Annotated in this window: 16 protein-coding genes and 1 pseudogene; 13 read left to right on the plus strand and 4 right to left on the minus strand. The window is 45.0% G+C overall.

Going from position 1 to position 25,692, the window contains the following annotated elements; genetic code table 11:
• Both RE317_RS06475 and RE317_RS06480 read left to right on the plus strand, forming a co-directional pair.
• A pseudogene (locus tag RE317_RS06475) lies at positions 1 to 184 on the plus strand (ISAs1 family transposase); the annotation flags it as partial.
• 507 nt (positions 185 to 691) lie between these two features.
• Complete coding sequence (locus tag RE317_RS06480) at positions 692 to 2,203, plus strand: IS1182 family transposase (protein ID WP_008782600.1); 1,512 nt, start codon at positions 692 to 694, stop codon at positions 2,201 to 2,203.
• A gap of 128 nt (positions 2,204 to 2,331) precedes the next feature.
• Here RE317_RS06480 and RE317_RS06485 read toward each other — a convergent pair whose 3' ends face one another.
• On the minus strand, positions 2,332 to 6,393 hold the full coding sequence (locus tag RE317_RS06485; RefSeq protein WP_008670155.1) for a two-component regulator propeller domain-containing protein: 4,062 nt from the start codon (positions 6,391 to 6,393) through the stop codon (positions 2,332 to 2,334).
• Between the two features lie 237 nt (positions 6,394 to 6,630).
• Here RE317_RS06485 and RE317_RS06490 point away from each other — a divergent pair, with 237 nt between their 5' ends.
• From RE317_RS06490 to RE317_RS06510, 5 genes are read left to right on the plus strand one after another with little or no spacing between them, the layout of a single operon-like run.
• Positions 6,631 to 9,138: a family 43 glycosylhydrolase gene (locus tag RE317_RS06490; RefSeq protein ID WP_005844638.1), complete on the plus strand. Its 2,508-nt coding sequence runs from the start codon at positions 6,631 to 6,633 to the stop codon at positions 9,136 to 9,138.
• Between the two features lie 8 nt (positions 9,139 to 9,146).
• Complete coding sequence (locus RE317_RS06495) at positions 9,147 to 10,730, plus strand: glycoside hydrolase 43 family protein (protein WP_005844640.1); 1,584 nt, start codon at positions 9,147 to 9,149, stop codon at positions 10,728 to 10,730.
• Positions 10,731 to 10,742: 12 nt separating this feature from the next.
• Entirely contained in the window at positions 10,743 to 13,337 is a 2,595-nt protein-coding gene (locus tag RE317_RS06500) for a glycosyl hydrolase 115 family protein (RefSeq protein ID WP_008670150.1), read from the plus strand.
• Positions 13,334 to 15,379, plus strand: coding sequence for an alpha-glucuronidase (locus RE317_RS06505; protein ID WP_008670148.1), 2,046 nt, complete (start codon positions 13,334 to 13,336; stop codon positions 15,377 to 15,379). Before RE317_RS06500 ends, RE317_RS06505 begins: the two co-directional genes overlap by 4 nt.
• A gap of 27 nt (positions 15,380 to 15,406) precedes the next feature.
• Positions 15,407 to 17,344, plus strand: coding sequence for a sialate O-acetylesterase (locus RE317_RS06510; RefSeq protein ID WP_008670146.1), 1,938 nt, complete (start codon positions 15,407 to 15,409; stop codon positions 17,342 to 17,344).
• Between the two features lie 153 nt (positions 17,345 to 17,497).
• Here RE317_RS06510 and hemW read toward each other — a convergent pair whose 3' ends face one another.
• Entirely contained in the window at positions 17,498 to 18,628 is a 1,131-nt protein-coding gene (gene hemW, locus RE317_RS06515; RefSeq protein WP_008670144.1) for a radical SAM family heme chaperone HemW, read from the minus strand.
• A gap of 236 nt (positions 18,629 to 18,864) precedes the next feature.
• Between hemW and RE317_RS06520 the strand changes: the two genes are divergently transcribed.
• The 3 genes from RE317_RS06520 to RE317_RS06530 all read left to right on the plus strand — a co-directional run bounded on the left by RE317_RS06520 (position 18,865) and on the right by RE317_RS06530 (position 23,555).
• Positions 18,865 to 21,024, plus strand: coding sequence for a translation factor GTPase family protein (locus RE317_RS06520; RefSeq protein ID WP_008670141.1), 2,160 nt, complete (start codon positions 18,865 to 18,867; stop codon positions 21,022 to 21,024).
• Positions 21,025 to 21,286: 262 nt separating this feature from the next.
• Positions 21,287 to 22,855 carry a sensor histidine kinase KdpD gene (locus RE317_RS06525; RefSeq protein WP_005841165.1) on the plus strand — a complete coding sequence of 523 codons (1,569 nt, stop codon included), beginning with the start codon at positions 21,287 to 21,289 and terminating at the stop codon, positions 22,853 to 22,855.
• Between the two features lies 1 nt (position 22,856).
• Positions 22,857 to 23,555, plus strand: a complete 699-nt coding sequence (locus RE317_RS06530; protein ID WP_005841169.1) for a response regulator transcription factor — start codon at positions 22,857 to 22,859, stop codon at positions 23,553 to 23,555.
• A 75-nt stretch (positions 23,556 to 23,630) separates the two neighbouring features.
• On the opposite strand, the gene RE317_RS06535 is transcribed toward RE317_RS06530, so the two are convergent.
• The gene (locus RE317_RS06535) at positions 23,631 to 23,813 is read right to left on the minus strand and encodes a hypothetical protein (protein ID WP_005851190.1); all 183 of its coding nucleotides are present in this window, start codon (positions 23,811 to 23,813) and stop codon (positions 23,631 to 23,633) included.
• Between the two features lie 108 nt (positions 23,814 to 23,921).
• Positions 23,922 to 24,368, minus strand: a complete 447-nt coding sequence (locus RE317_RS06540; RefSeq protein WP_005841174.1) for a MarR family winged helix-turn-helix transcriptional regulator — start codon at positions 24,366 to 24,368, stop codon at positions 23,922 to 23,924.
• Between the two features lie 209 nt (positions 24,369 to 24,577).
• Here RE317_RS06540 and rpsF point away from each other — a divergent pair, with 209 nt between their 5' ends.
• The 3 genes from rpsF to rplI are packed head-to-tail and all read left to right on the plus strand — an operon-like array spanning position 24,578 to position 25,653.
• Entirely contained in the window at positions 24,578 to 24,922 is a 345-nt protein-coding gene (gene rpsF / locus RE317_RS06545) for a 30S ribosomal protein S6 (RefSeq protein WP_005841177.1), read from the plus strand.
• A gap of 2 nt (positions 24,923 to 24,924) precedes the next feature.
• Positions 24,925 to 25,194: a 30S ribosomal protein S18 gene (gene rpsR, locus RE317_RS06550; RefSeq protein ID WP_005841178.1), complete on the plus strand. Its 270-nt coding sequence runs from the start codon at positions 24,925 to 24,927 to the stop codon at positions 25,192 to 25,194.
• A gap of 15 nt (positions 25,195 to 25,209) precedes the next feature.
• The gene (gene rplI / locus RE317_RS06555; RefSeq protein ID WP_005841179.1) at positions 25,210 to 25,653 is read left to right on the plus strand and encodes a 50S ribosomal protein L9; all 444 of its coding nucleotides are present in this window, start codon (positions 25,210 to 25,212) and stop codon (positions 25,651 to 25,653) included.
• The last annotated feature ends 39 nt before the right edge of the window (positions 25,654 to 25,692 follow it).

Consider the following 25,692-nt stretch of genomic DNA (forward strand, 5'->3'; position numbering starts at 1 on the left):
CTTTCGAGAAGACTACAGTAAAAAGGTGAAAAATGCTGCCGGAAACTTTTCGGTGGCAACAAAGATGGCGCTTACCATACTTAAGAATGAGAAAACAACAAAAGGAAGTATGAATCTGAAAAGACTAAAAGCGGGATGGGATGAAAACTATTTGTCACAACTTTTACGGGACAATAATTTTTAATGCGTCTGCCCTGCAAGAGGAATTAGGGTATTCATCAGGCTGGCAAAGGATACTTGTACAGCTTGTTGTTGCTTGTAGTTTGCGATTGGTGGATATGGGGTCTGTCTGTTCCTGTCGGATATGTTTTGAAGTAAGGAAAGAGTTTGGGAAATATTTTTCCATCGGCTGAAAGAACTGATAGCAGACTAAAAGCACTACTGTCAGTCTTATACATTGTGTAATAGTGAGTTATGTCGGCTGAATGGACTGAAGAAAGGTTCGTAAAATAGGTATATGTAAGAGTGTTTTGTAGGAAAAGTGTATTTGTTCATACCATTGTATCCGCAAAGTTTGCATTCGGCGGAAACTGGGTCTGTACTTGGTGGAAAAGAGGCTGTCTCAAAATGAGACGGCCTTTTTTTGTGTTTGCAAAAAAATCGGGCAAGTCCTAACTTCGCTCAGTCAGAACTTGCCCGTCTCCCTAATTTTTTGTATCTTAGGGAATCAAGTCAAAATATCCCAAAGATCATGTTTAAAAGTTATACATCCAACGATAATCTGCTTTTACCTCCGTGTTTAGGCGATTTTATTCCCCAGAACGATCCGGTCCGGGTTGTTCACCGTATCATTGAACAGATAAACCTTGAAAAACTTTACCGCAGGTATTCTCCCCAAGGCTGTTCTGCATACCACCCTCGCATGATGCTTCAGATTCTGGTCTATGCTTATCTGCGTAATATCTATTCCAGCCGTCGCATAGAAGAATTCTGTCGCAATGACATCCGCTTCATGTGGCTTACCGGCAATGTGACTCCTGACCATAATACCATCAATCGTTTCCGCAGCAGCCGGCTGAAGGATGTACTCAAGACAATATTTGCCACCATCGTAAAGTTCCTTGTGGCGGAAGGTTTTGTAAGTCTGGATGTGGCCTGTACCGACGGGACGAAGATGGAGGCGGATGCCAACCGTTATACGTTCGTCTGGGGTAAGTCCATACATACGCGTATATCCAGAATCGCGGAACAGCTTGAAGAGATATGGCAGTACGCCGAGTCCGTCACCAAGCAGGAACTGCGTGATTCCGCACCCATCACATATCAGGATATCACTCCGGAGAAAGTGGAAAAGGCACTTTGCCAGATAGATGATGCCCTGAACGGAGTGGATGCAGACAGGAAAATGAAAGCGAAGGTAAGACGTGTAAGGAAGTCATGGCCCGAACAGCTCAGGAAATATGAATCACAGGGAAAGATACTTGACGGACGCAACAGCTACTCAAAGACAGACAATGACGCTACTTTCATGCGCATGAAAGAGGACCACATGAGGAACGGACAGCTCAAACCCGGATATAATCCCCAGATCAGTACCAACAGACAGTTCATTCTGAACTATACCATCCATCAGTGTGCCGGTGATACCTCCACCTATCCCCTGCATATGGATAATTTCCATTCCCTTTACGGCAGATACCCTGACGTATCTGTCTGTGATGCCGGATACGGAAGCGAGGAGAACTATCTGTACGCCTTCAGACATGGCATTGAAACCTTTATAAAGTACAACAATTTTCATAAGGAACAGAAAAGGAATTTCCGGAACGACCCGTTTCTCTCTGCCAACTTTTATTATAATGAAGAAACCGACGGCATGTACTGTCCGATGGGACAGAGAATGGAAAGACTCTCCGATGCAAGGCGGATAACAGACAACGGTTTTGTGCAGACCATCTCAAGATACAGGGCACGTAACTGCAAAGGCTGCCCGCTAAGATGTCGGTGTCACAGAAGCCGGTCGGAAAGAATTGTGCAGGTAAACCATCGTCTGAGGAAAATCAAGGAAAGGGAACGTGAAAAACTGCTCTCTGATGAAGGCCTGAAATATCGCAGCCAGCGACCGCAGGATGTGGAAGCCGTATTTGGAAACCTCAAGAACAACAAGCACTTCAAGAGGTTCCATCTTCGTGGGCTTAAGAAGGTTGAAATTGAGTTCGGCCTGCTGGCCATTGCACATAATCTTGCAAAAGTAGCCTCTTAGGGGGCTTATGGCAACGAAAAAAAAAGTTTGAAAGGATGAAACCTTCAAAAGTAAGTTTATAAACTCCTTTTTTGAGAAAAATCCAAATGACTTCAATTGGAGATGAAACAAAAGAGGCCATCTCAACTCTATTTTGAGACAGCCTCTTCCTTATTCTTATCCTGTTTCAAATGCTGTTCCATGTACATGCTGGGAGGCATTCCGTACAGATCCTTGAAAGCGGTCGAGAAATTGTTGGGATTGGTGAATCCGGTCAAGTCCGCCACTTCGGCTATGGTGTACCGTTTCTTCGACAACAGCTCTGCCGCTTGTTTCAGTCGGATGTTCCGGATAAAATCCCGTGTGGTCTGGTTGGTCAGTTCTTTCAGTTTACGGTGCAAGTGCACGCGGCTAATGCCTACCTCGGTGGTAATCATCTCCACGGTGAGGTTCGGGTTACTCAGGTTTTCGTTGATGACCCGCATGATTCGTTCCATCAGTTTGTCATCGGGGGACTGTACTTCTATTGGTTGTATCTTATCCCCTTGGGTCTGTTGTCCGGTATAGGTATTGCGTAGCCGTTCACGACTGCGGATCAGGTTGGCGGCCGTTTTCCTCAATATCTCTATATGGAAAGGTTTGGTCATGTAGGCGTCGGCTCCTGTTTCCAGACCTTCCAGATTGTCTTCCTCCCGTGTCTTGGCGGTGAGCAGTATTACCGGGATGTGGTTCAGGTTCACATTTTGCTTTATTTTGCGGCATAAGGTAAGTCCGTCCATTTCGGGCATCATGACATCACTTATTACCAAGTCCGGGGTTTTATTGAAGATGCTTTCCAGTGCCTCCTTGCCGTTGCAGCTTTCTAGGGTATGGTAATCGCTTGCCAGTTCACGGCAGATATAGCGGCGTATATCTTCATCGTCTTCTACCACCAGTACTTTGTATTTCGTTTTGGTTCGTGTTTTTCCGTTTTCTTCTTCCTCGGTTTCATAAGGAACAGGGAGGACCGGAGCCGGAGTGTGGAAGAGAGGAGCTTTGTCGGCTTCCATTTCTTCTTTGCGCAGATGGGCGCATCCCAGAGGCATACGGATGATAAAGCTGCATCCCGGTTGTCCGTCCGGATTATTTTCTACACGGATGTCTCCATGATGAAGTTCCACCAGTGAGCGGGTGAGGTGCAGCCCGATACCGGTACCTATGTTTGAGTTGTTTTGGCTATTCCGTATCTGGTAAAAGCGTTCGAATATGTGTTCTGTTTCTTTGGGGGCGATTCCTATTCCGCTGTCGGTCACGGTGATTTCGGCATACTGTTGCAATGGTTTCGGCAGGGTGGAGTCCTTACCGGTGCGTAGCCGTATGTCCACACTGCCTCCTTCGGGGGTGAATTTGAAGGCATTGGACAGGATGTTCAGGATAATTTTGTCGAAGTTCACCGGGTCCACCCACAATTTTAAGTGGTCGGCGCCCTCGTGGTGGAACTGCAAAGTAATTTGTTTTTTGTTCGCTTGTTCTGTAAAGGTTTCACACAAATCATTAATGAATCCGGTCATTTCGGTTTCACGGAAAACGAGTGACATCTGTCCTTTGTCTATCTTGCGTATATCCATCAATTGGTTTACCAGCCGCAGGATTCTTTCGGAATTGCGCCAGATGATGCGGTAGTTCTTTTGCCGTTCGTGGTCTGTATCGTTTGTCATCAGTTTTTGCAAAGGACTGATGATGAGTGACATCGGAGTACGTATCTCGTGGGAGATGTTGATGAAAAACTGTAGCTTGGCTTCGTTTATCTGTTCGGCATGGATATGTTGCATCATTTCCTGCCTTATGCGGTAACGGTGTCTCATTTGCAGGATGATGCCATAGACGGCTGCTACTGCCAATAAGGCATAGATCAGCATGGCCCAGCCCGATGCCCACCATGCCGGTGCGATGTGAATGGTGATTTCATCGGTGTCGGATTCCAGCAGATAATCTTCGGCTTTGATCCGGAAATGATAATCGCCGGGGGGAAGGTCGCTGAATGACACCCGGTTGACTCCTTTGGGAAGTTTGACCCAGGGAGTGTTGTTTATGGTATATAGATACGTGATACGTTCGGAATTATTTAGTTCGCGGGTAGAGAACTCGATGCTGAAAGCGTTGTCGTTATGTGACAAGTGGAAATCCCGGGCCTCAAAGACGGAGGTGTTTATGATTTCTTTTCCGCCCGACAACATTCCTTTCCTTATGGGCTGGTCGTGCAGATAAAAGTCGATGATGCGTACGTTCCATTTTTTTGCGGGATTCGTAATCTCTTGAGGATTGAAATAGGTAATTCCGTTTGTACCTCCAAACCAGAGTATGCCGTTGTGGTCGGCAAAAGAGGCGTTTTTGCTGAATTCATTTCCTTGCAGACCGTCGTCTGCATAGAAATTGCTGAACGTGTGGGTATTCAGATTAAAACGTGACATTCCGGCATTGGTGCTTATCCATAAGTTGTCCTGCCCGTCTCCTTTGATAGCATATACGGCGTTACTGGATAGTCCGTGGGCGGTGGTGTAGGTCTTTAGTTGCTGGGTTTGGGGATTCCATTCCGCCAGTCCTTCGGAATTGCCTATCCAGATGTTGCCTTGGGGGTCTTCATAAAGGGAGTGGATGATGTGTCTGGACAGGATTTCTTCAGTCTTGAAGTCGTCGGTACTCAGGTCTATACATCTTATTCCGTCATACGTTCCTACATAAAGGTGGTTGTCACCGGCATACAAAAGACAGCTTATCCATTTATATTTTTTGGTGGCAGCATTGAATTTAGGGTCATATACAGACTGTCCTGTCTTCAAGTCATAATAGAAAAGTCCGGCTCCCATGGTGGCTATCCAGAGTCGTTTGTCCTGGTCTTCAACCAGATCATACACGCGTTGGATACGGTTTCCATTCTTGTCTGTCAGATTCTGCAGATAGCTGCACTGTCCTGTTTTCTTATCCAGTCTGCCTAGTCCGTTGGTATAGGATCCGAACCACAGATTATGTTCAGAGTCTTCATACAGGCCGAAAACGGTGGAAGGAACCGAAGAGGGGCTGTCATGTGGGGCATAATGGACTTTTTGCTTCAGTTCTGTGGTGATGCCGTATATGCCGTCGTTGTCAGTACCTATCCATAATATGCCTTCGTGGTCGCGGCAGAGTGAGGTGATACAGTTGGAGCCGATGATATTCTTGTTTATTGATTTGTAGCCTATGTACTTGAAACTGTTGGGCTGTGCGGGAATCATCATAACCCCTTTCTGGTAAATGGCTATCCATAGGTTTCCTGCATTGTCTTTCAGGACGGAGTGTACTTTGGAGGTACCGGAGTCGAGGTAATTATTATCAAAAGGGTAATCCGTGATGAGCTGTTTGGGGATGTTGAAAATCTTGGTGCCTTTCCCGTCCGTGCCCAGGCAAAGCTCGTTTTGGCTTATCTGGCAGATGGATTTGATAGGCAGGTTTTGTTTTCCTTTATAAAGGATAGGAATGAACTCTTCTGCTGGTTGGTTATATTTCAGCAATCCTTTGCCTATGGTTGCTAGGTAGATGTCTCCGTAGTTGTCTTCATAGAGGTCTACAATGGTCATTCCCTTCTCTTGTTTCAGAAAGTGCTTGCTTTTATTGTCCGCAGAGAGGCGGTAGATACCATTCTCACCCTGTGTTACCCAAAGATTGTGTTGTCTGTCCTCTATCATGTAGTCTGTCATTTGGGTGGGGATAGGTAAGTCCAGTTTGTGTGCAGTCAGTTTCCCCTGTGTGATGGTTATGGTACACAAGTTGTTTCCCGATACCCATATTTCTCCGTTCCTACGTTCCAGAATGGACATGATATTGCTGTCAAAAGTCTTTCCATCTTCCCATTGCGCCCGCGCGCTGAAGCTGTCGGTTTCCGGATCGTATAGCTGTATACCGTTATAGGTTCCTACGAACAACCGTCCTTTGCTGTCCTCGTACAGCACTCGTACGTAGTTATGGCAGAGGGAGTACTCGTTTTCCGGGTCATGCTTGTAGGTGATGAACTTGGCTCCGTCATAGCGGTTCAGTCCGTCTTCGGTGGCAATCCATATCATGCCGTTCCGGTCCTGATATATTTTGTTGATCAGACTGCTGGAAAGTTCCCTGTCTGTTGTGAAGAATTTGTACGATTGTCCGTGGCACAACAAAGACAGAAAAAGAAATAGTATAAGAATCGTATGTTTCATCATAATATAAATATCCCAGTAAATTCAGGTGCACAAAAATAATTCAAAAAAGAATATATAGCCTAATAAATAAGGAAGTAATTTCGGTACTTTGTGCCATATCGGGCAGGTTTGTAACATGGAAAAAGGACTATGTAACATGGTTACACTCCGATATAAGGCGAATGTCCTTACCTTTGCTCTTGTTGAGCAGTGAAGAACGGAACGTAAAAACAGCCTTGTGAATTTAATACCATGAATATGAAACTTGAATGTGATTTATCCGGTATCCGGAAATGTATGATGAGTGGCTTGTCCCTGTTGCTTGCCGGAGTGTTGCAGGCGCAGAATCCGATTGTGCAGACTTGCTATACTTCTGATCCGGCACCTATGGTGCACGATGGCACCTTGTATGTTTACACGGGACACGATGAGGACCATGCCGATTTTTTCTGGATGCAGGAGTGGCGCGTCTATTCTACTAAAGATATGGTGAACTGGACCGATCACGGTTCTCCGCTTGCCATCGAGTCTTTCGACTGGGCGGACGATCGTGCCTGGGCATCGCAATGTATCGAACGCAACGGGAAATTCTATTGGTATGTGTGTCTGCATTCCAAGTTGACAAACACGATGGCTATCGGTGTGGCGGTGGGTGATTCGCCTACCGGCCCTTTTAAGGATGCTATCGGCAGACCGCTTTACGAAGGTAGCTGGGATTTTATTGATCCCACGGTTTTTGTGGACGATGACGGGCAGGCTTATCTATATTGGGGAAATCCGAATGTTTACTATGCCAAGCTGAATGCCGATATGGTTTCGCTGGATGGTGAGGTGTCCAAGGTGGAGCAGACTATAGAGAGTTTTGGTTCTCCGGGGCCGGACAAACGGGAGAAAGGAAAGAAATACAAGGACATCTATACGGAAGGTCCGTGGTTGCACAAGCGTGGCGGTACATATTATCTGTCGTATGCAGCCGGCGGAGTACCCGAACACATCGCTTACTCGATGAGTGACACTCCGACAGGACCTTGGAAGTATATGGGAGAAATTATGCCGTTGCAAGATACCGGTTCGTTTACCAATCACTGTGGAGTGACGGATTATAAAGGTAATTCTTATTTCTTTTATCACACCGGGAAATTACCCGGTGGGGGTGGTTTCGGACGTAGCGTGGCAGTGGAGCAGTTCAGTTACAACCCCGATGGTACTTTCCCGATAATTAATGCGACGACAGAAGGGGTGTCGCCGGTAGGCACACTGACTCCTTATCAACGTGTGGAGGCGGAAACGATAGCTTTCTCCGAGGGAGTAAAGTCGGAATGGAATGCAAAGACGGGGGTGTATGTATCCGGAATTCATGACGGGGATTATATAAAGGTACGCGAGGTGGATTTTGAAGATTTGTCGCCCAAGTGTCTTTGTGTGTCTGTTGCCAGTGCCCTTCGTGGCGGGTGGATAGAAATTAGGACCGACAGCATCGGCGGGACGCTGATAGCTGAAATGAGGGTTCCTCATACCGGAGGATGGGAATGTTGGACAAGTATAGAGGCGGATGTAACGGTTCCTGTGACGGGTGTGCATGATGTCTATTTTGTGTTCAAAGGCAGGAAAGGATGTGAACTGTTTCATTTTGACTGGTGGAAATTCAGCCGGCAGGAAATGACAGAGCAAGAGGTGAAAGACAGGACGCAGGCCGCATCTACCAATATTCCGGGTTACGAGTATCCGCGGCTGGACGAGGAGCATTGCGCCCACTTCCGTTTCTATGCTCCGCAAGCCGGAAGGCTTCAGGTAGACTGTTGCGGTAAGAAGTATGACATGCAGAAGGACGCGGATGGCTTCTGGACAGTAAAGACCGATCCGTTGGTCGTAGGATTCCATTATTATTTTTTGATAGCGGACGGGGTGCAGGTGGCCGATCCGTCCAGTTACACTTTCTTTGGTTGTTGCCGTATGGCGAGTGGGATAGAGGTTCCCGAGGGAGTGGAAGGTGATTACTATCGTCCTCAGCAGGGAGTACCTCATGGGCAGGTGCGCTCGTGTACTTATTATTCGGAAGCCAAAAAGGAATTCCGCCGTTGCATGGTCTATACTCCGGCTGAATATGAAACCAAGGTGAAAAAACGTTATCCGGTACTTTACCTGCAACATGGCATGGGCGAGGATGAGACGGGCTGGTCGGCACAGGGATGTATGCAACATATTATGGATAACCTGATAGCCTCCGGGCAATGTGTGCCGATGCTTGTTGTGATGGACAGTGGGGATGTGAAAGCTCCTTTCATTCCTCGCAAAGGGAAGGATGTGAATGAGGAGAGAGCTTTGTATGGTGCCTCTTTTTACAGGGTGATGCTGGAGGACTTGATACCGATGATTGACAGGACGTTCCGGACTTATACTGATCGTGAACATCGTGCAATGGCAGGATTGTCATGGGGTGGTCATCAGACTCTCACTACCACATTGCCTCATCTGGACAAGTTTTCGTATATTGGCGCATTCAGCGGTGCTATCTTCGGACTGGATGTGAAGACTTGCTTTGACGGTGTGTTTGCTGATGCCGGCAAGTTTAACAAGCAGGTACATTACTTGTTTTTGGGATGCGGAACGGAAGAACAGTTCGGTACCCGAAAACTGGCAGAGTCTTTGCGCAAAATAGGTATTCATGTGGACTATTACGAATCGCAGGGCACGGCACACGAGTGGTTGACATGGCGTCGTTGCTTGTACCGGTTTGTGCCTCATTTGTTCAAAAATAGAAAGTAGAAAAAGAAATGAAGAAGATCATTATTATTATTACCTGCTTCATTGGTTTGTCGGGGGCGTTTGCACAACAACGGGAAATCTTCCATAATCCGGTGATTGAGGCGGATGTACCTGACCCTTCCATGATAAGGGTGGGAAACTATTACTATCTGGTAAGCACCACCATGCACCTGATGCCGGGTTGTCCGGTGATGCGTTCAAAGGACTTGGTGCATTGGGAAACGATCAGTTATGTGTTTCAACGACTTACTGACTTGCCCCGTTATGATTTGAAGGAAGGCACGGTATATGGTCGCGGACAATGGGCCTCCAGCATCCGCTATCATGACGGACGGTTCTATGTATGGTTCTCACCCAATGATGAACCTCATCGTGGTTATATCTATACCGCCGAAGATCCGGCGGGCGAATGGACATTAGTCTCCCGTCCGCCTCATCATCATGATGCTTCTTTGTTTTTTGATGATGACGGCAAAGTCTATCTGTTTTATGGCACCGGACAACTTCGTCAGCTCAAGAGCGACCTGAGCGATGTGGAGCCGGGAGGTATAGACCAAAAGATATTCGAGCGGGATGCCGACGAGCAGGGACTTCTGGAAGGAAGTCAGGCATTCAAGCATAACGGCAGATATTACGTGATGATGATTTCCATGGACTGGAGCATTCCCGGACGGTTGCGTCGTGAGGTGTGCTATCGTGCCGACCAGATAACTGGTCCGTATGAGAAAAAGGTGATTTTAGAAACCGAATTTCAAGGATATGGTGGCGTGGGACAAGGCTGTATAGTCGATACTCCTGACGGAAACTGGTATGGCTTTATTTTTCAAGATAGGGGCGGCATAGGACGTGTGCCCACATTGATGCCCTGCCGCTGGGAAGACGGTTGGCCGATACTGGGAGATGCGGACGGACGTGTGCCCGAGTGTATGGAGATGCCTGCTTCCGGAGAGAAGTGTAAAGGAAGTATCATGGGAAGTGATGATTTCGACACCGACCGGTTGAGCTTGAACTGGCAGTGGAACCATAATCCGTTGGACAATTGCTGGTCGCTGACAGAGCGTCCGGGTTTCCTGCGGTTGAGGACCGGAAGGGTGGTGGATAATCTGTTTCTGGCTCCCAATACCTTGACCCAGCGTATGAGCGGGCCGAAATGCAGCGGTGTGGTAGCTATGGATGTCTCGAAGATGAAAGAAGGGGATGTTGCGGGCTTCAGTGCTTTTAATGGGTTGTCCGGAGTGCTGGCTGTGGTCATGGAGAACGGGAAAAAGCAGTGGGTGATGTCACATCAGTCTGTCAGTCTTTCGGACCGGGAAAAAAGGGTGACTGCTGTGGAAGTACTGGAGAAGGAACGCATAGATTGTGAAAAAGAGGTGGTCTATCTTCGTATGGAGGGCGACTTTGCCGATAAAAAAGATGAAGCCACTTTTTACTACAGTTATGACAAGAAAACGTGGAAACGAATAGGGGAGCCTTGTAAAATGGTTTTTGATTATACCAAATTCTTTATGGGAAGCAAGTTTGCTATTTTTAATTATGCTACTAAAGATTTGGGAGGATATGTGGATATAGATTATTTTGAATACGGTAACTAAAAAGTGAATAGAATGAAACTAAAAAAATGCGTGGGGATATTCTTGTTCTCCACCTTGTGCCTGAATGTAGGAGCTATAGATCATAAAGGGATTACTTTTGACCGGCTGGCTCCCGACCGTTTCACTCTGATGGAAAACGGAGTGGCCAATGAAATATTGGTGGACGAGCAGGAGGATGCCGGTGTGATGATAGCGGTAAGGAATCTTCAGAATGACTTTAAACGGGTGAGTGGCCGGGCTGCCGGGTTATGCTATACTCCCGGTGTAAAGCGCATGATTATGGTAGGTACGTTGAAAAGCCGTTATATCCGGGAATTGGTAAAGGCGAAAAAGATAGATGCTTCATTGCTGGAGGGCAAGAATGAGAAATACCTGATGACTGTGGTGTCTGCTCCCTTGAACGGAGTGAATGAAGCGCTTGTCATTGCTGGAAGTGACAAACGCGGAACGATTTATGGGATTTATGAGCTTTCGGAACAGATTGGTGTTTCGCCGTGGTACGACTGGGCGGATGTGCCGGTGATGCCCCGGCAGAATCTTTCGATGATGCGTGGAAGTTATACGGCGGGAGAACCGGCGGTAAAGTATCGGGGTATCTTTTTGAATGACGAGGCTCCTTGCCTGACCGGGTGGGTGAAACACACTTATGGCACGAATTATGGTGATCATCGTTTTTATGCCCGTGTGTTCGAACTGATTTTGCGTCTGCGCGGTAACTTTATGTGGCCTGCCATGTGGGGTTGGAGTTTTTATGCGGATGATCCGGAGAACAGCAAGACCGCCCATGAGATGGGGATTATAATGGGAACCTCACACCATGAGCCTATGGCACGCAATCATCAGGAATGGGTGAGGAAGCGCAGCGAATATGGGGCATGGGACTATGCTTCCAACCAGCAAGTGATTGACCGTTTTTTCCGTGAAGGTATGGAGCGTGCGGCCGATACGGAAGATTTGATTACCATTGGTATGAGAGGTGACGGTGATACTCCGATGGGTGGAAAGGAAGGAGAAGATGACAAATATGTGCCGCGTGATGAGGAAAACATGCGCCTGATGGAGAAGATATTCCGGAATCAGCGTCGTATTATCAAGGAAGTGACGGGAAAAGCACCGGAGAAACGTCCGCAGGTATGGGCTATTTATAAAGAAGTGCAACGCTATTATGACATGGGACTCCGTGTGCCCGATGATGTGATTATGTTGCTGAGTGATGACAACTGGGGGGATGTGCGCCGGTTGCCGGATGCAAAGGAGCGGAAGCATTCCGGCGGATGGGGGATGTATTATCATGTAGATTATGTGGGGGCTCCCCGTAATTCCAAATGGTTGAATGTAACTCCTGTACAAAATATGTGGGAACAGCTTCAGTTGACTTACAGCTATGGGGTGGATAAGCTTTGGATATTGAATGTGGGTGATTTGAAGCCGATGGAGTATCCTATCACTCTTTTTATGAATATGGCTTGGAATCCGGAACGCTATGCGGCAGGGAATCTGTTGGAGCATACACGAGCGTTCTGTGCGCAGCAGTTCGGTGAGGAACAGGCGGATGAGGCCATGCGTATCCTGAACCTGTATTGCAAGTACAATGGACGCGTGACTCCCGAGATGCTGGATAAGGATACTTATCACTTGGCTTCGGGGGAATGGAGGCAGGTGGCCGATGAATATGTGAAGCTGGAGGCGGAAGCCTTGCGGCAGTATTTGAAACTGGAGGCCGCTTACAGGGATGCTTATCGCCAACTGATTCTTTTTCCTGTGCAGGCGATGGCCAATCTGTATGAAATGTACTATGCACAAGCCATGAATCACAAATTGTACCAGGAGAACAATCCGCAGGCGAATGAGTGGGCCGACAAGGTGGAGAAGGCGTTTAGGCGCGATGCGGAATTGTGCAGGGAATACAACGAAGAAATGTCGGGAGGCAAGTGGAACGGAATGATGACGCAGAAACATATAGGCTATACTTCGTGGAACGATGATTTCCCTGCCGACCGTTTGCCGGAAGTTTACTGGATAGAGCAACCGGAACAGGCTGTAGGAGGGTATTTGTTTGCCGGTGACAAAGGGGTGGTTTCCATGGAGGCGGAGCATTATTTTGCATCATCTGCGGCACCGGAAACTGCCTGGACAGTCATACCGCACATGGGACGTACGCTGAGCGGAGTGGCTTTGATGCCTTATACACAGTCTGCTGAGGGAGCTTCGCTCTCTTATAAAATGAAAATACCGCAAAAAGTAGATACGGTAAATGTGTATGTCGTTGTGAAATCCACCCTGCCCTTCCTCAGACGGGAAGGTCATCGCTACACGGTAGGTTTTGAAGGAGGGGAGGAGCAGACTGTCTGTTTCAATGCGGAGTTGAACGAGCATCCGGATAATGTATATCGCGTACTGTATCCCACAGTGGCCCGTCGGGTGGTGAAGACCCGGGTGAAGTTGAGCCTGCCCGACCGTGCGGACGGAACCTATACATTGGTTCTGAAACCGGTGGAGCCTGCCATCGTATTTGAAAAGATTGTGGTGGATTATGGCGGTTATGAGGATAGTTATCTGTTTATGGACGAATCTCCTTGCCGGAGAAATAAACTGAATGGACAATGAAAAATATAAGATTGACGGTTTGGATAGGAATAATGTGCGGGTGGTTGGCGGCAGGAATGTTGCAGGCCGGTACACGACCGGACAATGCCCGTCCGGCAGAAGAAGACGGTAGCCGCTTGTGGTTGCCGGTGATGCGCCCGGTGGAAGGTGCGGAGGTGGAAGTTATATATAAAGGAAAAGTGTCACCCACCATAGCCGTTGCCATTGCTGAGTTGAAAAACGCCTGGAAGGGAGAGCCTGTACTTTTGGAGAAAAAGAGGACAGGGCAGGGGGATGGGTTTGCTATCACTTCTTCGGAACATCAGGTCCGTATTCTTTCATCCACCGAGGCAGGATTGCTTTATGGTGTTTATAGTCTGTTGCGTATGCAGGCGGCGGGGCAGGTCACAGTACCTCTGTCGGTTACTGAACAATCTGTGTATGATCTTCGCATCTTGAACCATTGGGATAATCTGGATGGTACGGTGGAGCGTGGTTATGCTGGTTGTTCTTTGTGGAATTGGGAAGAACTTCCCGGAACTTTGTCACCACGTTACGAGGCATATGCCCGTGCCAATGCTTCTGTGGGTATTAATGGAACGGTGCTGAATAATGTCAATGCCTCGCCCCAAGTGCTGGCAACCGGCAGTCTGGAGAAAGTCAAGGCATTGGCTGATGTCTTCCGGCCTTATGGTATAAAGGTCTATTTATCGGTTAATTTTGCATCTCCTATCCAGTTGGGCAAGTTGGATACGGCAGATCCGTTGGACAAGGAGGTCATCCGGTGGTGGAGGCGGAAAGTGAAAGAAATCTATACGTTGATACCTGATTTTGGCGGTTTTTTGGTAAAGGCCAATTCGGAGGGGCAGCCGGGACCATGTGATTTCGGGCGTACTCATGCCGAGGGAGCGAATATGCTGGCGGATGCGTTGAAACCCTACGGAGGAATCGTGATGTGGAGGGCGTTTGTCTATAGTCCTACCGACAGTGACCGTGCCAAGCAGGCCTATTTGGAGTTTATGCCTTTAGACGGGCAGTTTCATGACAATGTAATAGTACAGATAAAGAACGGACCGATAGATTTCCAGCCTCGTGAACCTTATAGTCCTTTGTTCACGGCTATGAAGCAGACTTCCATGATGGTGGAGTTTCAAATCACTCAGGAGTATTTAGGCTTTTCCAATCATCTGGCCTATTTGGCTCCTTTATGGGAGGAGTTTTTCGGTGAAGTACGTCCGGATAGGTTGAAAGCTGTGGCGGGTGTGGCAAACATCGGTACGGATGTGAATTGGTGTGGACACCATTTTGCACAAGCCAATTGGTATGCTTTCGGGCGGTTGGCATGGAATCCGTCGCTGACTTCAGACCGGATTGCGGATGAGTGGTTGCGGCAGACGTTTACTTCCCAGCCGGCATTTGTCCGTCCGGTCAAAGAGATGATGTTGCAGAGCCGGGAGGCGGTGGTGAATTATATGATGCCGTTGGGGCTGCATCATCAGTTTGCATGGGGGCACCATTATGGACCTGAACCGTGGTGTAGTGTGCCCGGTGCTCGTCCGGACTGGCTACCTTCTTATTATCATAAGGCAGATAAGGAGGGAATCGGTTTCGACCGTAGCAGCAAAGGGAGTGATGCCGTTTCTCAGTATCCCGATTCACTTCGTCAGATTTACAATGACAAGGCAACTTGCCCCGAGATTTATTTGCTTTGGTTCCATCATGTGCCTTGGCAGCATCAGATGAAAAGCGGACGTACGCTTTGGGGGGAGTTGTGCCATGCATACGATAGAGGTGTGCGGCAGGTACGTGGTTTTCAAGAAGTATGGGACAGTGTGGAACCTTTTGTAGATGTACGCCGGTTCAGGGAAGTGCAGTCGAAATTGAAAATCCAGATGCGTGACGCCGTGTGGTGGAAAGATGCTTGTCTGCTTTATTTCCAGACTTTCTCAGGGATGCCTATCCCGGCTGGCATAGAACGTCCTGTACACGAGTTGGAGGATATGAAACGCTTCCGGTTGGAAATCTCGAACTATGAATGTCCCGAGAGTGGGTTCAATAAATAAATTACGGTTTTTAACTTTATAAGAAACATGAAATATAAGTTAGCTTTAGTAATGTCGGTTCTTTGTGCATTTTCCGCATGGACCGAAGCAAAGGTGAAATTGCCTGCCATCCTATCGGACGGTATGGTATTGCAACGTGAGCGGCCCGTTAAAATATGGGGAAATGCCGATAAAGGAGAGAATGTGACCGTTGTTTTTAAAAAGAAGAAATTCAGTACGGTAGCCGGGGAAGATGGTAAGTGGCTGGTGGAGCTGCCTCCCATGAAGGCAGGCGGCCCTTTTGAAATGACCGTGAATGATATCCGGTTGAAAGATATTCTAGTGGGTGATGTCTGGCTTTGCTCCGGACAGTCTAACATGGAATTGACCGCCGGACGGGTGACTGATAAATTTGCCGAGGAAATAGCAAGGGATGAGAATCCGATGATACGGTATGTGAAGATTCCTTTAGGCAATGATTTGCATGGACCTAAAGACGATTTGCCGGGAGCGGACTGGATGCCGCTGACTAAAGAAACTGCTCCTTCTTTCTCTGCTTTGGCTTATTTCTTTGCCAAGGAGATGTATAGGGAGACGCAAGTACCTGTGGGCATTGTTAACTCCAGTTGGGGGGGAAGTTCCGTCGAGGCTTGGATGAGTGAGGAGGCCTTGCAGAAGTTTCCGCGTCAGTTGCACGAGCGTGATTTGTTTGATTCGGATGAGTATCGTGAGTTGTGCAACCGTTCGGGACAGATGATGAACCGTTTTTGGGATACCGCTTTGTACAAAGGAGACCGGGGACTTCATGACGGGATATGCTGGAATCGTCCGGAACTGGATGATACGGACTGGCAGACTGTAGATATGTTTTCCAAGGAATGGGGAAGAAAGAATGGATATCCGGTGAGTGGCTCTCATTGGTTCCGTCAGAAAGTGAATGTATCAGCGGAACAAGCCGGAAAAGAGGCTGTTCTTCGTTTGGGGTGCATGGTGGATGCCGATTCGGTGTTTGTGAACGGGATTTTTGTAGGTAACACTTTCTATCAGTATCCGCCGCGTATTTATCGGGTGCCGGCTTCTATATTGAAACCCGGTGAGAATCTGGTGACTGTCCGGCTGATTAATTACGGAGGGGCCGCCAGTTTTGTGCCCGATAAACCTTATTGTCTGGCATGGGGGATAGATACAGTCCGTTTGTCCAGCCGCTGGAAATATCAATTAGGCTGTGAGATGCCTGCACGCACCAACAGTGTCTCTTTTCAGAATGTTCCTACCGGCATGTATAATTCCATGATTTCTCCTCTGCGTAATCTGACCTTTACCGGTGCGTTGTGGTATCAGGGAGAAACGAATACGGGCCGTCCTAATGAATATGAGGAATTGCTGGCTGCCATGATTATTGACTGGCGTGAGAAACTGGCTGATAAAGAATTGCCTTTCTTCATTGTACAGTTGGCCAATTTCATGCAGACACATCCGGAGCCGGTAGAAAGTAATTGGGCGGCTTTGCGTGAAGCGCAACGGCAAGTAGCGTTGAAAGTCCCGAATGCAGCTTTAGCGGTAGCGATTGATTTGGGCGAGTGGAACGATATTCATCCATTGAATAAAAAAGAACTGGCAAGACGTATCTCCCTGTTGGCGAAAAGAGGGGTGTATGGTGATAAAAAGAGTGTGCACAACGGGCCCATGTGTACGGGCATGACTGTCAATCATGAAGGAAAGGCTATTCTTTCTTTTGAAGCGGGAACTGATAAATTACGGGTGGTAGATGAATTGAAGGGATTTGCGATAGCCGGTGCCGATGGACATTTTCAATGGGCAGAAGCAGTTGTCGTTAATGGGAATCAGGTGGCGGTATGGCATAAAGGTATCCCTCATCCAGTGACGGTACGTTATGGTTGGGATGATAATCCGGTTCATGCGAATTTGAGAAATATGGCCGGCTTGCCGGCTTCTCCTTTCCAAATTTCATTGGGGGGTCAATAATTCAAATGTTGGGGGCAGGAATGATAGTGTACTAAATGAGTTGATATGAATTATTTAGTACACTGCCTGTTGAGGTTATATTCCGTGAGTGTACCAATCCTTTATGCACACTTCCTCTCTGATTTTGCAGGTGAGCCTGAATGATGATTCTTTTCAGTCTGTCCAAAGCATGTCGCTCATGATCCCGTCAGAAATAAAGATGCCTTTGCGGGTGAGTTTCAATATATCATTGACAAGTTCTAATGTACCTTGCTTTAAATGCGGAGCAGCCATGCGGAGACAGTAGTCGTACAACTTTTCTCCAAATTCATCACGTAGCTTTGACAATGGCATACCCCATTCCGTGCGGATGCGGGTAATGACAAAGTCGTTATACCGGGTATATAAATCCAATTCTTCTATTTCGAAAACGGGTGTCCCTGCGGAGATTCCTTTTATATAGGTATCCAGTGAGGCGACATTCCATTGGCGGGAAACGCCATTGTATGAGTGGGCGGAAGGGCCGCAGCCCAAATACTTTTTCTCTGTCCAGTAACTGGAATTGTGGCGTGAGTAAAGGCCCGGCAGCGAGAAATTGGAAATCTCATAATGATCGTACCCTTCGGAGGTCAGCCGGTCTATCAGTGTGCTGAATAAGGAAACGCTTAAGTCTTCGTCCGCCTCTTCCACTTTATGCTGTTCACGCAGCTTCCACAATACGGTATCTTCTTCGTATATCAGGTGATAGGCCGATAGATGTTCGGGGTGTAATAAAAGGGCTTGATCCAAATCTTGTTGCCAGGTTGACAAGGTTTCTCCGGGCAGGCCATACATCAGGTCAATGCTGATATTCTGAAACCCGGCGGCACGGCAGTTCTGGAAAGCTTCGATGGCTTGCCGGGCGGTGTGACGGCGTTGCAGTACTTTCAAAATGGATTCGTTAAAAGTTTGAATGCCCATACTCAGCCGATTGAAGGGTAGGGTACGTAACATAGCGATATAGTCCGGGGTCAGATCGTCAGGATTGGCTTCAAGGGTTATTTCGGGATGACTGCTGATGGAATAGTTCTTATGTAGATAGTAGAAGATAGTCTCAAAGTCTTCTTTATCAAGCTGAGAAGGAGTGCCTCCTCCCCAATAAATGGTTTCAATCGTTTCACCGCCAAGGTATTCTTTTCGCATTTCCAATTCACTGCATACTGCATGTATATAGGCTGTTTTTCTTTCGCTTTGAGTCGTAGAGAAAAAATCGCAATAAATGCAACGTCGTTTGCAAAAAGGGACATGAAGATAAATACCTGCCATAAATTTAAAATTTTCAGCAAAGCTATAAAAAAAGGGCTTATCAGACAAATTAAAGCCTACTAACACCAAGAATGTGAAGACATAAGCCTATGGCCTTTTTATATCTGCCGTAAAACATAGTTTAGTAACACTATCCTTTGAGTTGCTTTTTTTCTCTTTATTTTCTAATTTGCGCTCCACATTTTTAGGAGATATGAAACACATATCCGTTTGTTAATAATTAAACCTTAGATATCATGAAAGTATATCAGACTAACGAAATTAAAAACATTGCACTTCTTGGCAATGATGGCTCAGGTAAAACCACCCTCACAGAGTCTTTGCTCTTTGAGAGTGGTATTATAAAACGTCGTGGCAGAATTACTGCCAAAAACACGGTTAGTGATTATTTTCCGGTAGAGCAAGAATATGGTTATTCAGTGTTCTCTACCGTTTATCATGTAGAGTGGAATGGAAAAAAACTAAATATAATTGACTGTCCGGGTAGTGATGACTTCGTAGGGGCTGCCATAACCGCGCTAAATGTAACCGATACTGCTATTTTGCTGCTGAATGGACAATACGGTCCCGAAGTAGGTACTCAGAACCACTTCCGTTATACTGAAAAGCTGGGCAAGCCGGTTATCTTTTTGGTCAATCAGCTTGATAATGAGAAATGTGACTATGACAATGTGCTCGAACAGTTGCGTAGCATTTATGGCTCCAAGGTAGTTCCCGTGCAGTATCCTCTTGAAACGGGACCTAATTTTCATGAACTCATTGACGTGCTGTTGATGAAGAAATATTCATGGGGACCTGAAGGGGGCGCTCCTACAATTGAAGAGATTCCTGATTCTGAGAAAGAAAAGGCATTGGAAATGCATAAAGCTTTGGTAGAGGCTGCTGCTGAAAATGATGAGACACTGATGGAAAAGTTCTTTGAATCGGAATCATTGACTGAAGATGAAATGCGTGAAGGTATCCGTAAGGGATTGGCGACACGTGGTATGTTCCCTGTTTTCTGTGTATGTGCAGGTAAGGATATGGGTGTCCGTCGTCTGATGGAATTCTTAGGTAATGTTGTTCCATTCGTATCGGATATGCCTGTGGTTCATAATACCCGTGGTGTTCCTGTGCCTCCCGATGCGAATGGCCCTACTTCTCTTTATTTCTTCAAGACTGCCGTTGAACCCCATATCGGTGGTGTGCAGTATTTTAAAGTGATGAGCGGAAAAGTACACGAAGGTGACGATTTGACTAATGCTGATCGTGGCTCTAAAGAGCGTATGGCACAGCTTTTTGTTTGTGCGGGAGCTAATCGTATTCCGGTGCAGGAACTGGTAGCCGGAGATATTGGTTGTACTGTGAAATTGAAAGATGTAAAGACTGGAAATACCTTGAACGGCAAAGACTGTGAAAACCGGTTTAACTTCATTAAATATCCTAATGCTAAATACTCGCGTGCCATCAAGCCTGTAAATGAGGCTGATGTAGAGAAGATGATGGTTATATTGAACCGTATGCGTGAGGAAGATCCTACTTGGGAAGTGGAGCAATCTAAGGAATTGAAACAGACTATTGTGCATGGACAAGGTGAGTTTCATCTCCGTACCTTGAAGTGGCGTTTGGAAAATAACGAAAAATTGCAGATTAAGTTTGAGGAGCCTAAGATCCCTTATCGTGAAACAATCACTAAAGCAGCCCGTGCCGATTATCGTCATAAGAAACAATCAGGCGGTGCTGGGCAATTTGGTGAGGTCCATCTCATTGTTGAACCTTATTATGAAGGAATGCCTGTACCCGAAACGTATAAGTTTAACGGTCAGGAATTCAAGATAAATGTGAAGGGGACTGAGGAAATACCTTTGGAATGGGGTGGTAAATTAGTCTTTATTAACAGTATCGTGGGAGGATCTATTGATGCCCGTTTTATGCCCGCTATCTTGAAAGGGATTATGAGCCGGATGGAGCAGGGTCCGTTGACAGGTTCGTATGCGCGTGATGTACGAGTGATTGTTTATGATGGTAAGATGCATCCGGTAGACTCAAATGAAATCTCTTTTATGCTTGCAGGACGTAATGCATTCAGTGAGGCATTTAAGAATGCCGGACCTAAGATTCTGGAGCCGATTTATGATGTGGAGGTTTTCGTTCCCAGCGATAAAATGGGCGATGTGATGAGTGATTTGCAAGGTCGTCGTGGTATGATTATGGGGATGAGCAGTGAAAGTGGATACGAAAAACTGGTTGCAAAAGTACCTCTGAAAGAAATGTCTTCTTATTCCACTTCTTTAAGTTCTTTGACAGGCGGTCGCGCTTCATTTATTATGAAGTTTGCCAGCTATGAATTGGTTCCGACAGACGTACAAGAAAAATTGATGAAGGAATTTGAAGCTAAAGAGAATAAAGATGATTGATAAAGTGTAAAATTTCGTACTTAGAAGAGACGTATTTCGTTAAAAATGCGTCTCTTTTTATTTAAGGTAACTTAAACTTTTAGGTTTGTTATTTGGCTTTGAACTTAATTTTTTATTATTTTTGCAAACCAATTGGCGTAAATTTTGTTATAATAGTCAGAATCTTAGCTTAAATGACTTTTTCGGTTAATTATAGAGAATGGCCGTTTAAATTTGGTTAATCTATTGTGTGATGAGATTTAACGCTTTTAATTTTGCTGGCATGAAAAAGTCTACTATTTGGGTATTAGGTATTGTAATGGGGCTATCATTTCTTAGCTTATTGTATTTGCAGGTAAGCTATATTGAAGAAATGGTGAAAATGCGCAAAGGGCAATTTGATGAGTCTGTTCAGCGCAGCTTGGTCCAGGCGTGTCGGAATATTGAGTTGGTGGAAACTAAAAAGTATCTTGAGGATGATGCGATTGCTACGGAAAAAGCAGCACAGCTGTCCAGGGAGCAGTCCGAAGAGAAGAAGGGGGAAGGAAGTGGTGATGTGGTGGCGCATACGCATGAGTATTCCATTACTTCCGACGGATTGAACGGTTACTCTACTTTTGAATTGAAGATGAGGTTCAGTGCGAATCGTCCTTCTAATATTCCTAAAGCAATTATTTCGACTGGTAAGAACATTCCTCAGACTTCAAGAGCCTTGCAGGAAATAATCAAAGACAGATATGTGTACCAACGTGCATTGTTGGACGAAGTGGTCTATAACATTTTGTATACAGCTAGTGACAAACCTTTGAACAAAAGAATCAACTTTAAACAGTTGGACTTGTTTTTAAAGACGGAATTGCTGAATAATGGCATTGACATTCCTTATCATTTTACGGTGACAGACCGTGACGGGACGGAAGTTTACCATTGCCCTGATTATACCAAAGAGGGTAGTGAGAATACATATCCGCAGGTTTTATTTAAAAATGATCCTCCGGCTCGTATGGCGACAGTAAATATTCATTTTCCTACATTGAACAGTTACATATTCAGTTCTGTTAAATTTATGATCCCGTCACTGATCTTCACATTCGTATTGCTTGTGACGTTCATCTTTACTATCTATATCATCTTCCGTCAGAAGAAGTTGACCGAGATAAAGAATGATTTCATAAACAATATGACACATGAATTCAAGACGCCTATCTCTACCATATCGTTGGCGGCCCAGATGTTGAAAGATCCGGCAGTGGGCAAATCTCCTGCTATGTTCCAGCATATATCCGGAGTGATAAATGATGAGACCAAACGTTTGCGTTTCCAAGTGGAAAAGGTGTTGCAGATGTCTATGTTCGAAAAGCAAAAAGCGACGCTGAAGATGAAAGAGGTGAATGCAAATGATTTGATAGCCGGTGTTGTCAATACTTTCACGTTGAAGGTAGAGAAATACAATGGTAAAATCACTTCGAATCTGGATGCGGTAAATCCGGATATATTTGTAGACGAGATGCATTTTACAAATGTTATTTTTAATTTGCTGGACAATGCAGTGAAATATAAAAAACAGGAAGGCGAATTGTTGTTGAATGTACGTACTTGGAATGAATCGGGCAAGCTTTATATCTCTATCCAGGACAATGGAATAGGTATTAAGAAAGAAAACCTGAAGAAGATATTCGATAAATTCTATCGTGTGCATACCGGTAACCTACACGATGTGAAAGGCTTTGGTTTGGGACTGGCTTATGTGAAAAAAATAATTCAAGATCACAAAGGGGCTATACGTGCCGAGAGTGAATTGAATGTAGGAACTAAATTTATAATTGTATTACCTTTATTAAAAAATGAATAATATGGACGAGAAATTGCGTATCTTGTTATGCGAAGATGATGAGAATCTTGGCATGCTATTGAGAGAATATTTGCAGGCAAAAGGCTACTCGGCCGAACTTTGCCCGGATGGTGAGGCTGGCTACAAGGCTTTCCTTAAGAACAAATACGACTTATGTGTATTGGATGTGATGATGCCGAAGAAAGACGGTTTTACTTTAGCACAGGAAATCCGTCAGGCTAATGCTGAAATTCCTATTATCTTCCTGACTGCTAAAACTTTGAAAGAGGATATATTGGAAGGCTTCAAGATTGGTGCGGATGACTATATCACTAAACCGTTCAGTATGGAAGAGTTGACTTTCCGTATCGAGGCTATTTTGCGTCGTGTACGTGGTAAGAGAAACAAGGAAAGCAATATCTACAAGATTGGTCGTTTTACTTTCGATACTCAGAAACAAATTTTGGCTATCGATGGAAAACAGACTAAACTGACTACGAAAGAATCCGAATTATTGGGCTTGCTTTGTGCTCATGCTAATGAGATTCTGCAGCGTGATTTCGCATTGAAAACCATTTGGATTGATGATAATTATTTCAATGCACGAAGCATGGACGTGTATATCACTAAGTTGCGTAAACATTTGAAAGAAGATGATTCTATCGAGATTATCAACATTCACGGGAAGGGGTATAAACTGATTACTCCTGAAGTAGAATAAGGCTGAGTGAAATAGATGAAATAAAAAAGTCCGGAACATTTGTTTCGGACTTTTTTATTTTTGTTCTCTTATACTTTAATCAACAATGCGTTTGTTTAATACAATATAAACGATTAAACCTATAACGATAAGGGCGGCACTTCCACCTAAAACACCGTTGTCGTTAATTGCTGCACTTCCGGTGAAGAAAACACCGACTAAAATAGCGGCGCCGATGATCATCAGTATCAGACCTAAATTCTTAAGTAAGCTTTTCATGTGTGTATTTTATTAATAGATTATATTTATTCTTGTGTACAAATTAAAGCATAATTCTCTTATCATGGAAATTATTTTAGGAAAAAAAGATGAAAACCTTGAAAAACTTTAGTCTTTGATGTTGGTGAATACCTTTCTTAATACATCTTGGCTGACTTTCAGTTCTTCCAATGTTAATCCTTGCAGTGCTTCTTTCAATGTCTTGTTTGCGATGAAACGTGCTTTGCCTTCCAATTCTCTGCCGGTTTTGGTCAAATGAATTAAATTGGTGCGTCGATCTCTTTTGTCGGCGATGCGCACCACCAAATGCTGGCGTTCCATATTGTCTATCAAGCGGGTCATGCTGGGTTTGTCTTTAAAAGTGGCATTACATAGTTCTTGCTGTGTGACACCATCTTTTTCCCATAGAAAAAGAAGGACTGTCCACTGTTCGGGGGTAATTTCTACACCATTCTGGCGAAAATTCCGGCTTAGTTTCCGGTTGATGGCGGCAGATACTTTGCCATTTAATATGGCAAATATTAATTGGATATCAAAACTAAATTGTTCTATCATGGAATTATTGTTTAAACAACTTTGCAAATATACAATTCTTGGCGGATATAACTTATTTTTCACAGATAAAAAATATAAAAAGGAAAATTAATTGTAAAATGAAACTATATTTTTTGAAGAAAATTGCGATAACTCTTTGTAGATTAAGATAAAATATCTACTTTTGCACTCGCATTTGAAATTTAATTTAATAATTTAATAAACGTAGTATGAATCAATACGAAACCGTTTTCATTTTAACTCCCGTTTTATCTGATGTTCAGATGAAGGAAGCGGTAGAGAAATTCAAAGGTATTCTGACTGCAGAAGGTGCAGAGATTATCAATGAGGAAAACTGGGGCTTGAAAAAGCTGGCTTACCCCATCCAAAAGAAATCAACTGGTTTCTATCAGTTGATAGAGTTCAAAGCAGAACCGCAGGTTATTGAAAAGTTGGAAATTAACTTCCGTCGTGACGAACGTGTTATCCGTTTCTTGACTTTTAAAATGGATAAATACGCTGCTGAATATGCTGCTAAGAGAAGAAATGTTAAATCAACTAAAAAGGAGGATTAATCATGGCACAGCAACAATCAGAAATCAGATATTTAACTCCGCCCTCAGTAGACGTAAAGAAGAAAAAATACTGCCGTTTCAAAAAAAGTGGTATTAAGTACATTGATTACAAAGATCCTGAATTCTTGAAGAAATTCTTGAACGAACAGGGTAAAATCCTTCCTCGCCGTATTACAGGTACTTCTCTGAAGTTCCAACGTCGTATTGCGCAGGCTGTTAAAAGAGCACGTCACTTGGCGTTACTTCCATTTGTAACTGACATGATGAAATAATAAGGAGGAATAAGTATGGAAATAATTTTGAAAGAAGACGTAGTGAACTTAGGCTACAAAAATGATATTGTAACTGTGAAGTCTGGTTACGGTCGTAACTATCTTATTCCGACTGGTAAGGCAGTGATTGCTTCACCTTCAGCTAAGAAAATGTTGGCAGAAGAGCTGAAACAACGCGCTCACAAATTGGAAAAGATTAAGAAAGATGCTGAAGCTATGGCAGAACAGTTGAAGGATGTAACCTTGACTATTGCTACTAAAGTGAGTGCCACAGGTACTATTTTCGGTTCTGTTAGCAACATTCAAATTGCTGAGGAATTGGAAAAATTGGGTCACAAGGTTGACAGAAAGATTATCGTTGTGAAAGATGCAGTGAAAGAAGTTGGTTCTTACAAAGCTATCGTTAAACTTCACAAGGAAGTTTCTGTAGAGATCCCGTTCGAAGTAGTTGCTGAATAAAATCTGTAAATACTTTAAAGTATAATGATGCTGAAAAAG

The organism is Phocaeicola sp. GP0067 (assembly GCF_031119655.1).
GTDB lineage: Bacteria > Bacteroidota > Bacteroidia > Bacteroidales > Bacteroidaceae > Phocaeicola > Phocaeicola vulgatus.

What these genes read in the sequence shown, in the direction of transcription:
- RE317_RS06480 (WP_008782600.1), top strand. Translation starts at nt 692, where the DNA reads ATGTTTAAAAGTTATACATCCAACGATAATCTGCTTTTACCTCCGTGT.
- rpsR (WP_005841178.1), top strand. Translation starts at nt 24,925, where the DNA reads ATGGCACAGCAACAATCAGAAATCAGATATTTAACTCCGCCCTCAGTA.
- RE317_RS06505 (WP_008670148.1), top strand. Translation starts at nt 13,334, where the DNA reads ATGAAAAATATAAGATTGACGGTTTGGATAGGAATAATGTGCGGGTGG.
- rplI (WP_005841179.1), top strand. Translation starts at nt 25,210, where the DNA reads ATGGAAATAATTTTGAAAGAAGACGTAGTGAACTTAGGCTACAAAAAT.
- RE317_RS06525 (WP_005841165.1), top strand. Translation starts at nt 21,287, where the DNA reads ATGAAAAAGTCTACTATTTGGGTATTAGGTATTGTAATGGGGCTATCA.
- RE317_RS06500 (WP_008670150.1), top strand. Translation starts at nt 10,743, where the DNA reads ATGAAACTAAAAAAATGCGTGGGGATATTCTTGTTCTCCACCTTGTGC.
- RE317_RS06490 (WP_005844638.1), top strand. Translation starts at nt 6,631, where the DNA reads ATGAAACTTGAATGTGATTTATCCGGTATCCGGAAATGTATGATGAGT.
- RE317_RS06495 (WP_005844640.1), top strand. Translation starts at nt 9,147, where the DNA reads ATGAAGAAGATCATTATTATTATTACCTGCTTCATTGGTTTGTCGGGG.
- rpsF (WP_005841177.1), top strand. Translation starts at nt 24,578, where the DNA reads ATGAATCAATACGAAACCGTTTTCATTTTAACTCCCGTTTTATCTGAT.
- RE317_RS06485 (WP_008670155.1), bottom strand. Translation starts at nt 6,393, where the DNA reads ATGATGAAACATACGATTCTTATACTATTTCTTTTTCTGTCTTTGTTG.
- RE317_RS06520 (WP_008670141.1), top strand. Translation starts at nt 18,865, where the DNA reads ATGAAAGTATATCAGACTAACGAAATTAAAAACATTGCACTTCTTGGC.
- RE317_RS06535 (WP_005851190.1), bottom strand. Translation starts at nt 23,813, where the DNA reads ATGAAAAGCTTACTTAAGAATTTAGGTCTGATACTGATGATCATCGGC.
- hemW (WP_008670144.1), bottom strand. Translation starts at nt 18,628, where the DNA reads ATGGCAGGTATTTATCTTCATGTCCCTTTTTGCAAACGACGTTGCATT.
- RE317_RS06510 (WP_008670146.1), top strand. Translation starts at nt 15,407, where the DNA reads ATGAAATATAAGTTAGCTTTAGTAATGTCGGTTCTTTGTGCATTTTCC.
- RE317_RS06530 (WP_005841169.1), top strand. Translation starts at nt 22,857, where the DNA reads ATGGACGAGAAATTGCGTATCTTGTTATGCGAAGATGATGAGAATCTT.
- RE317_RS06540 (WP_005841174.1), bottom strand. Translation starts at nt 24,368, where the DNA reads ATGATAGAACAATTTAGTTTTGATATCCAATTAATATTTGCCATATTA.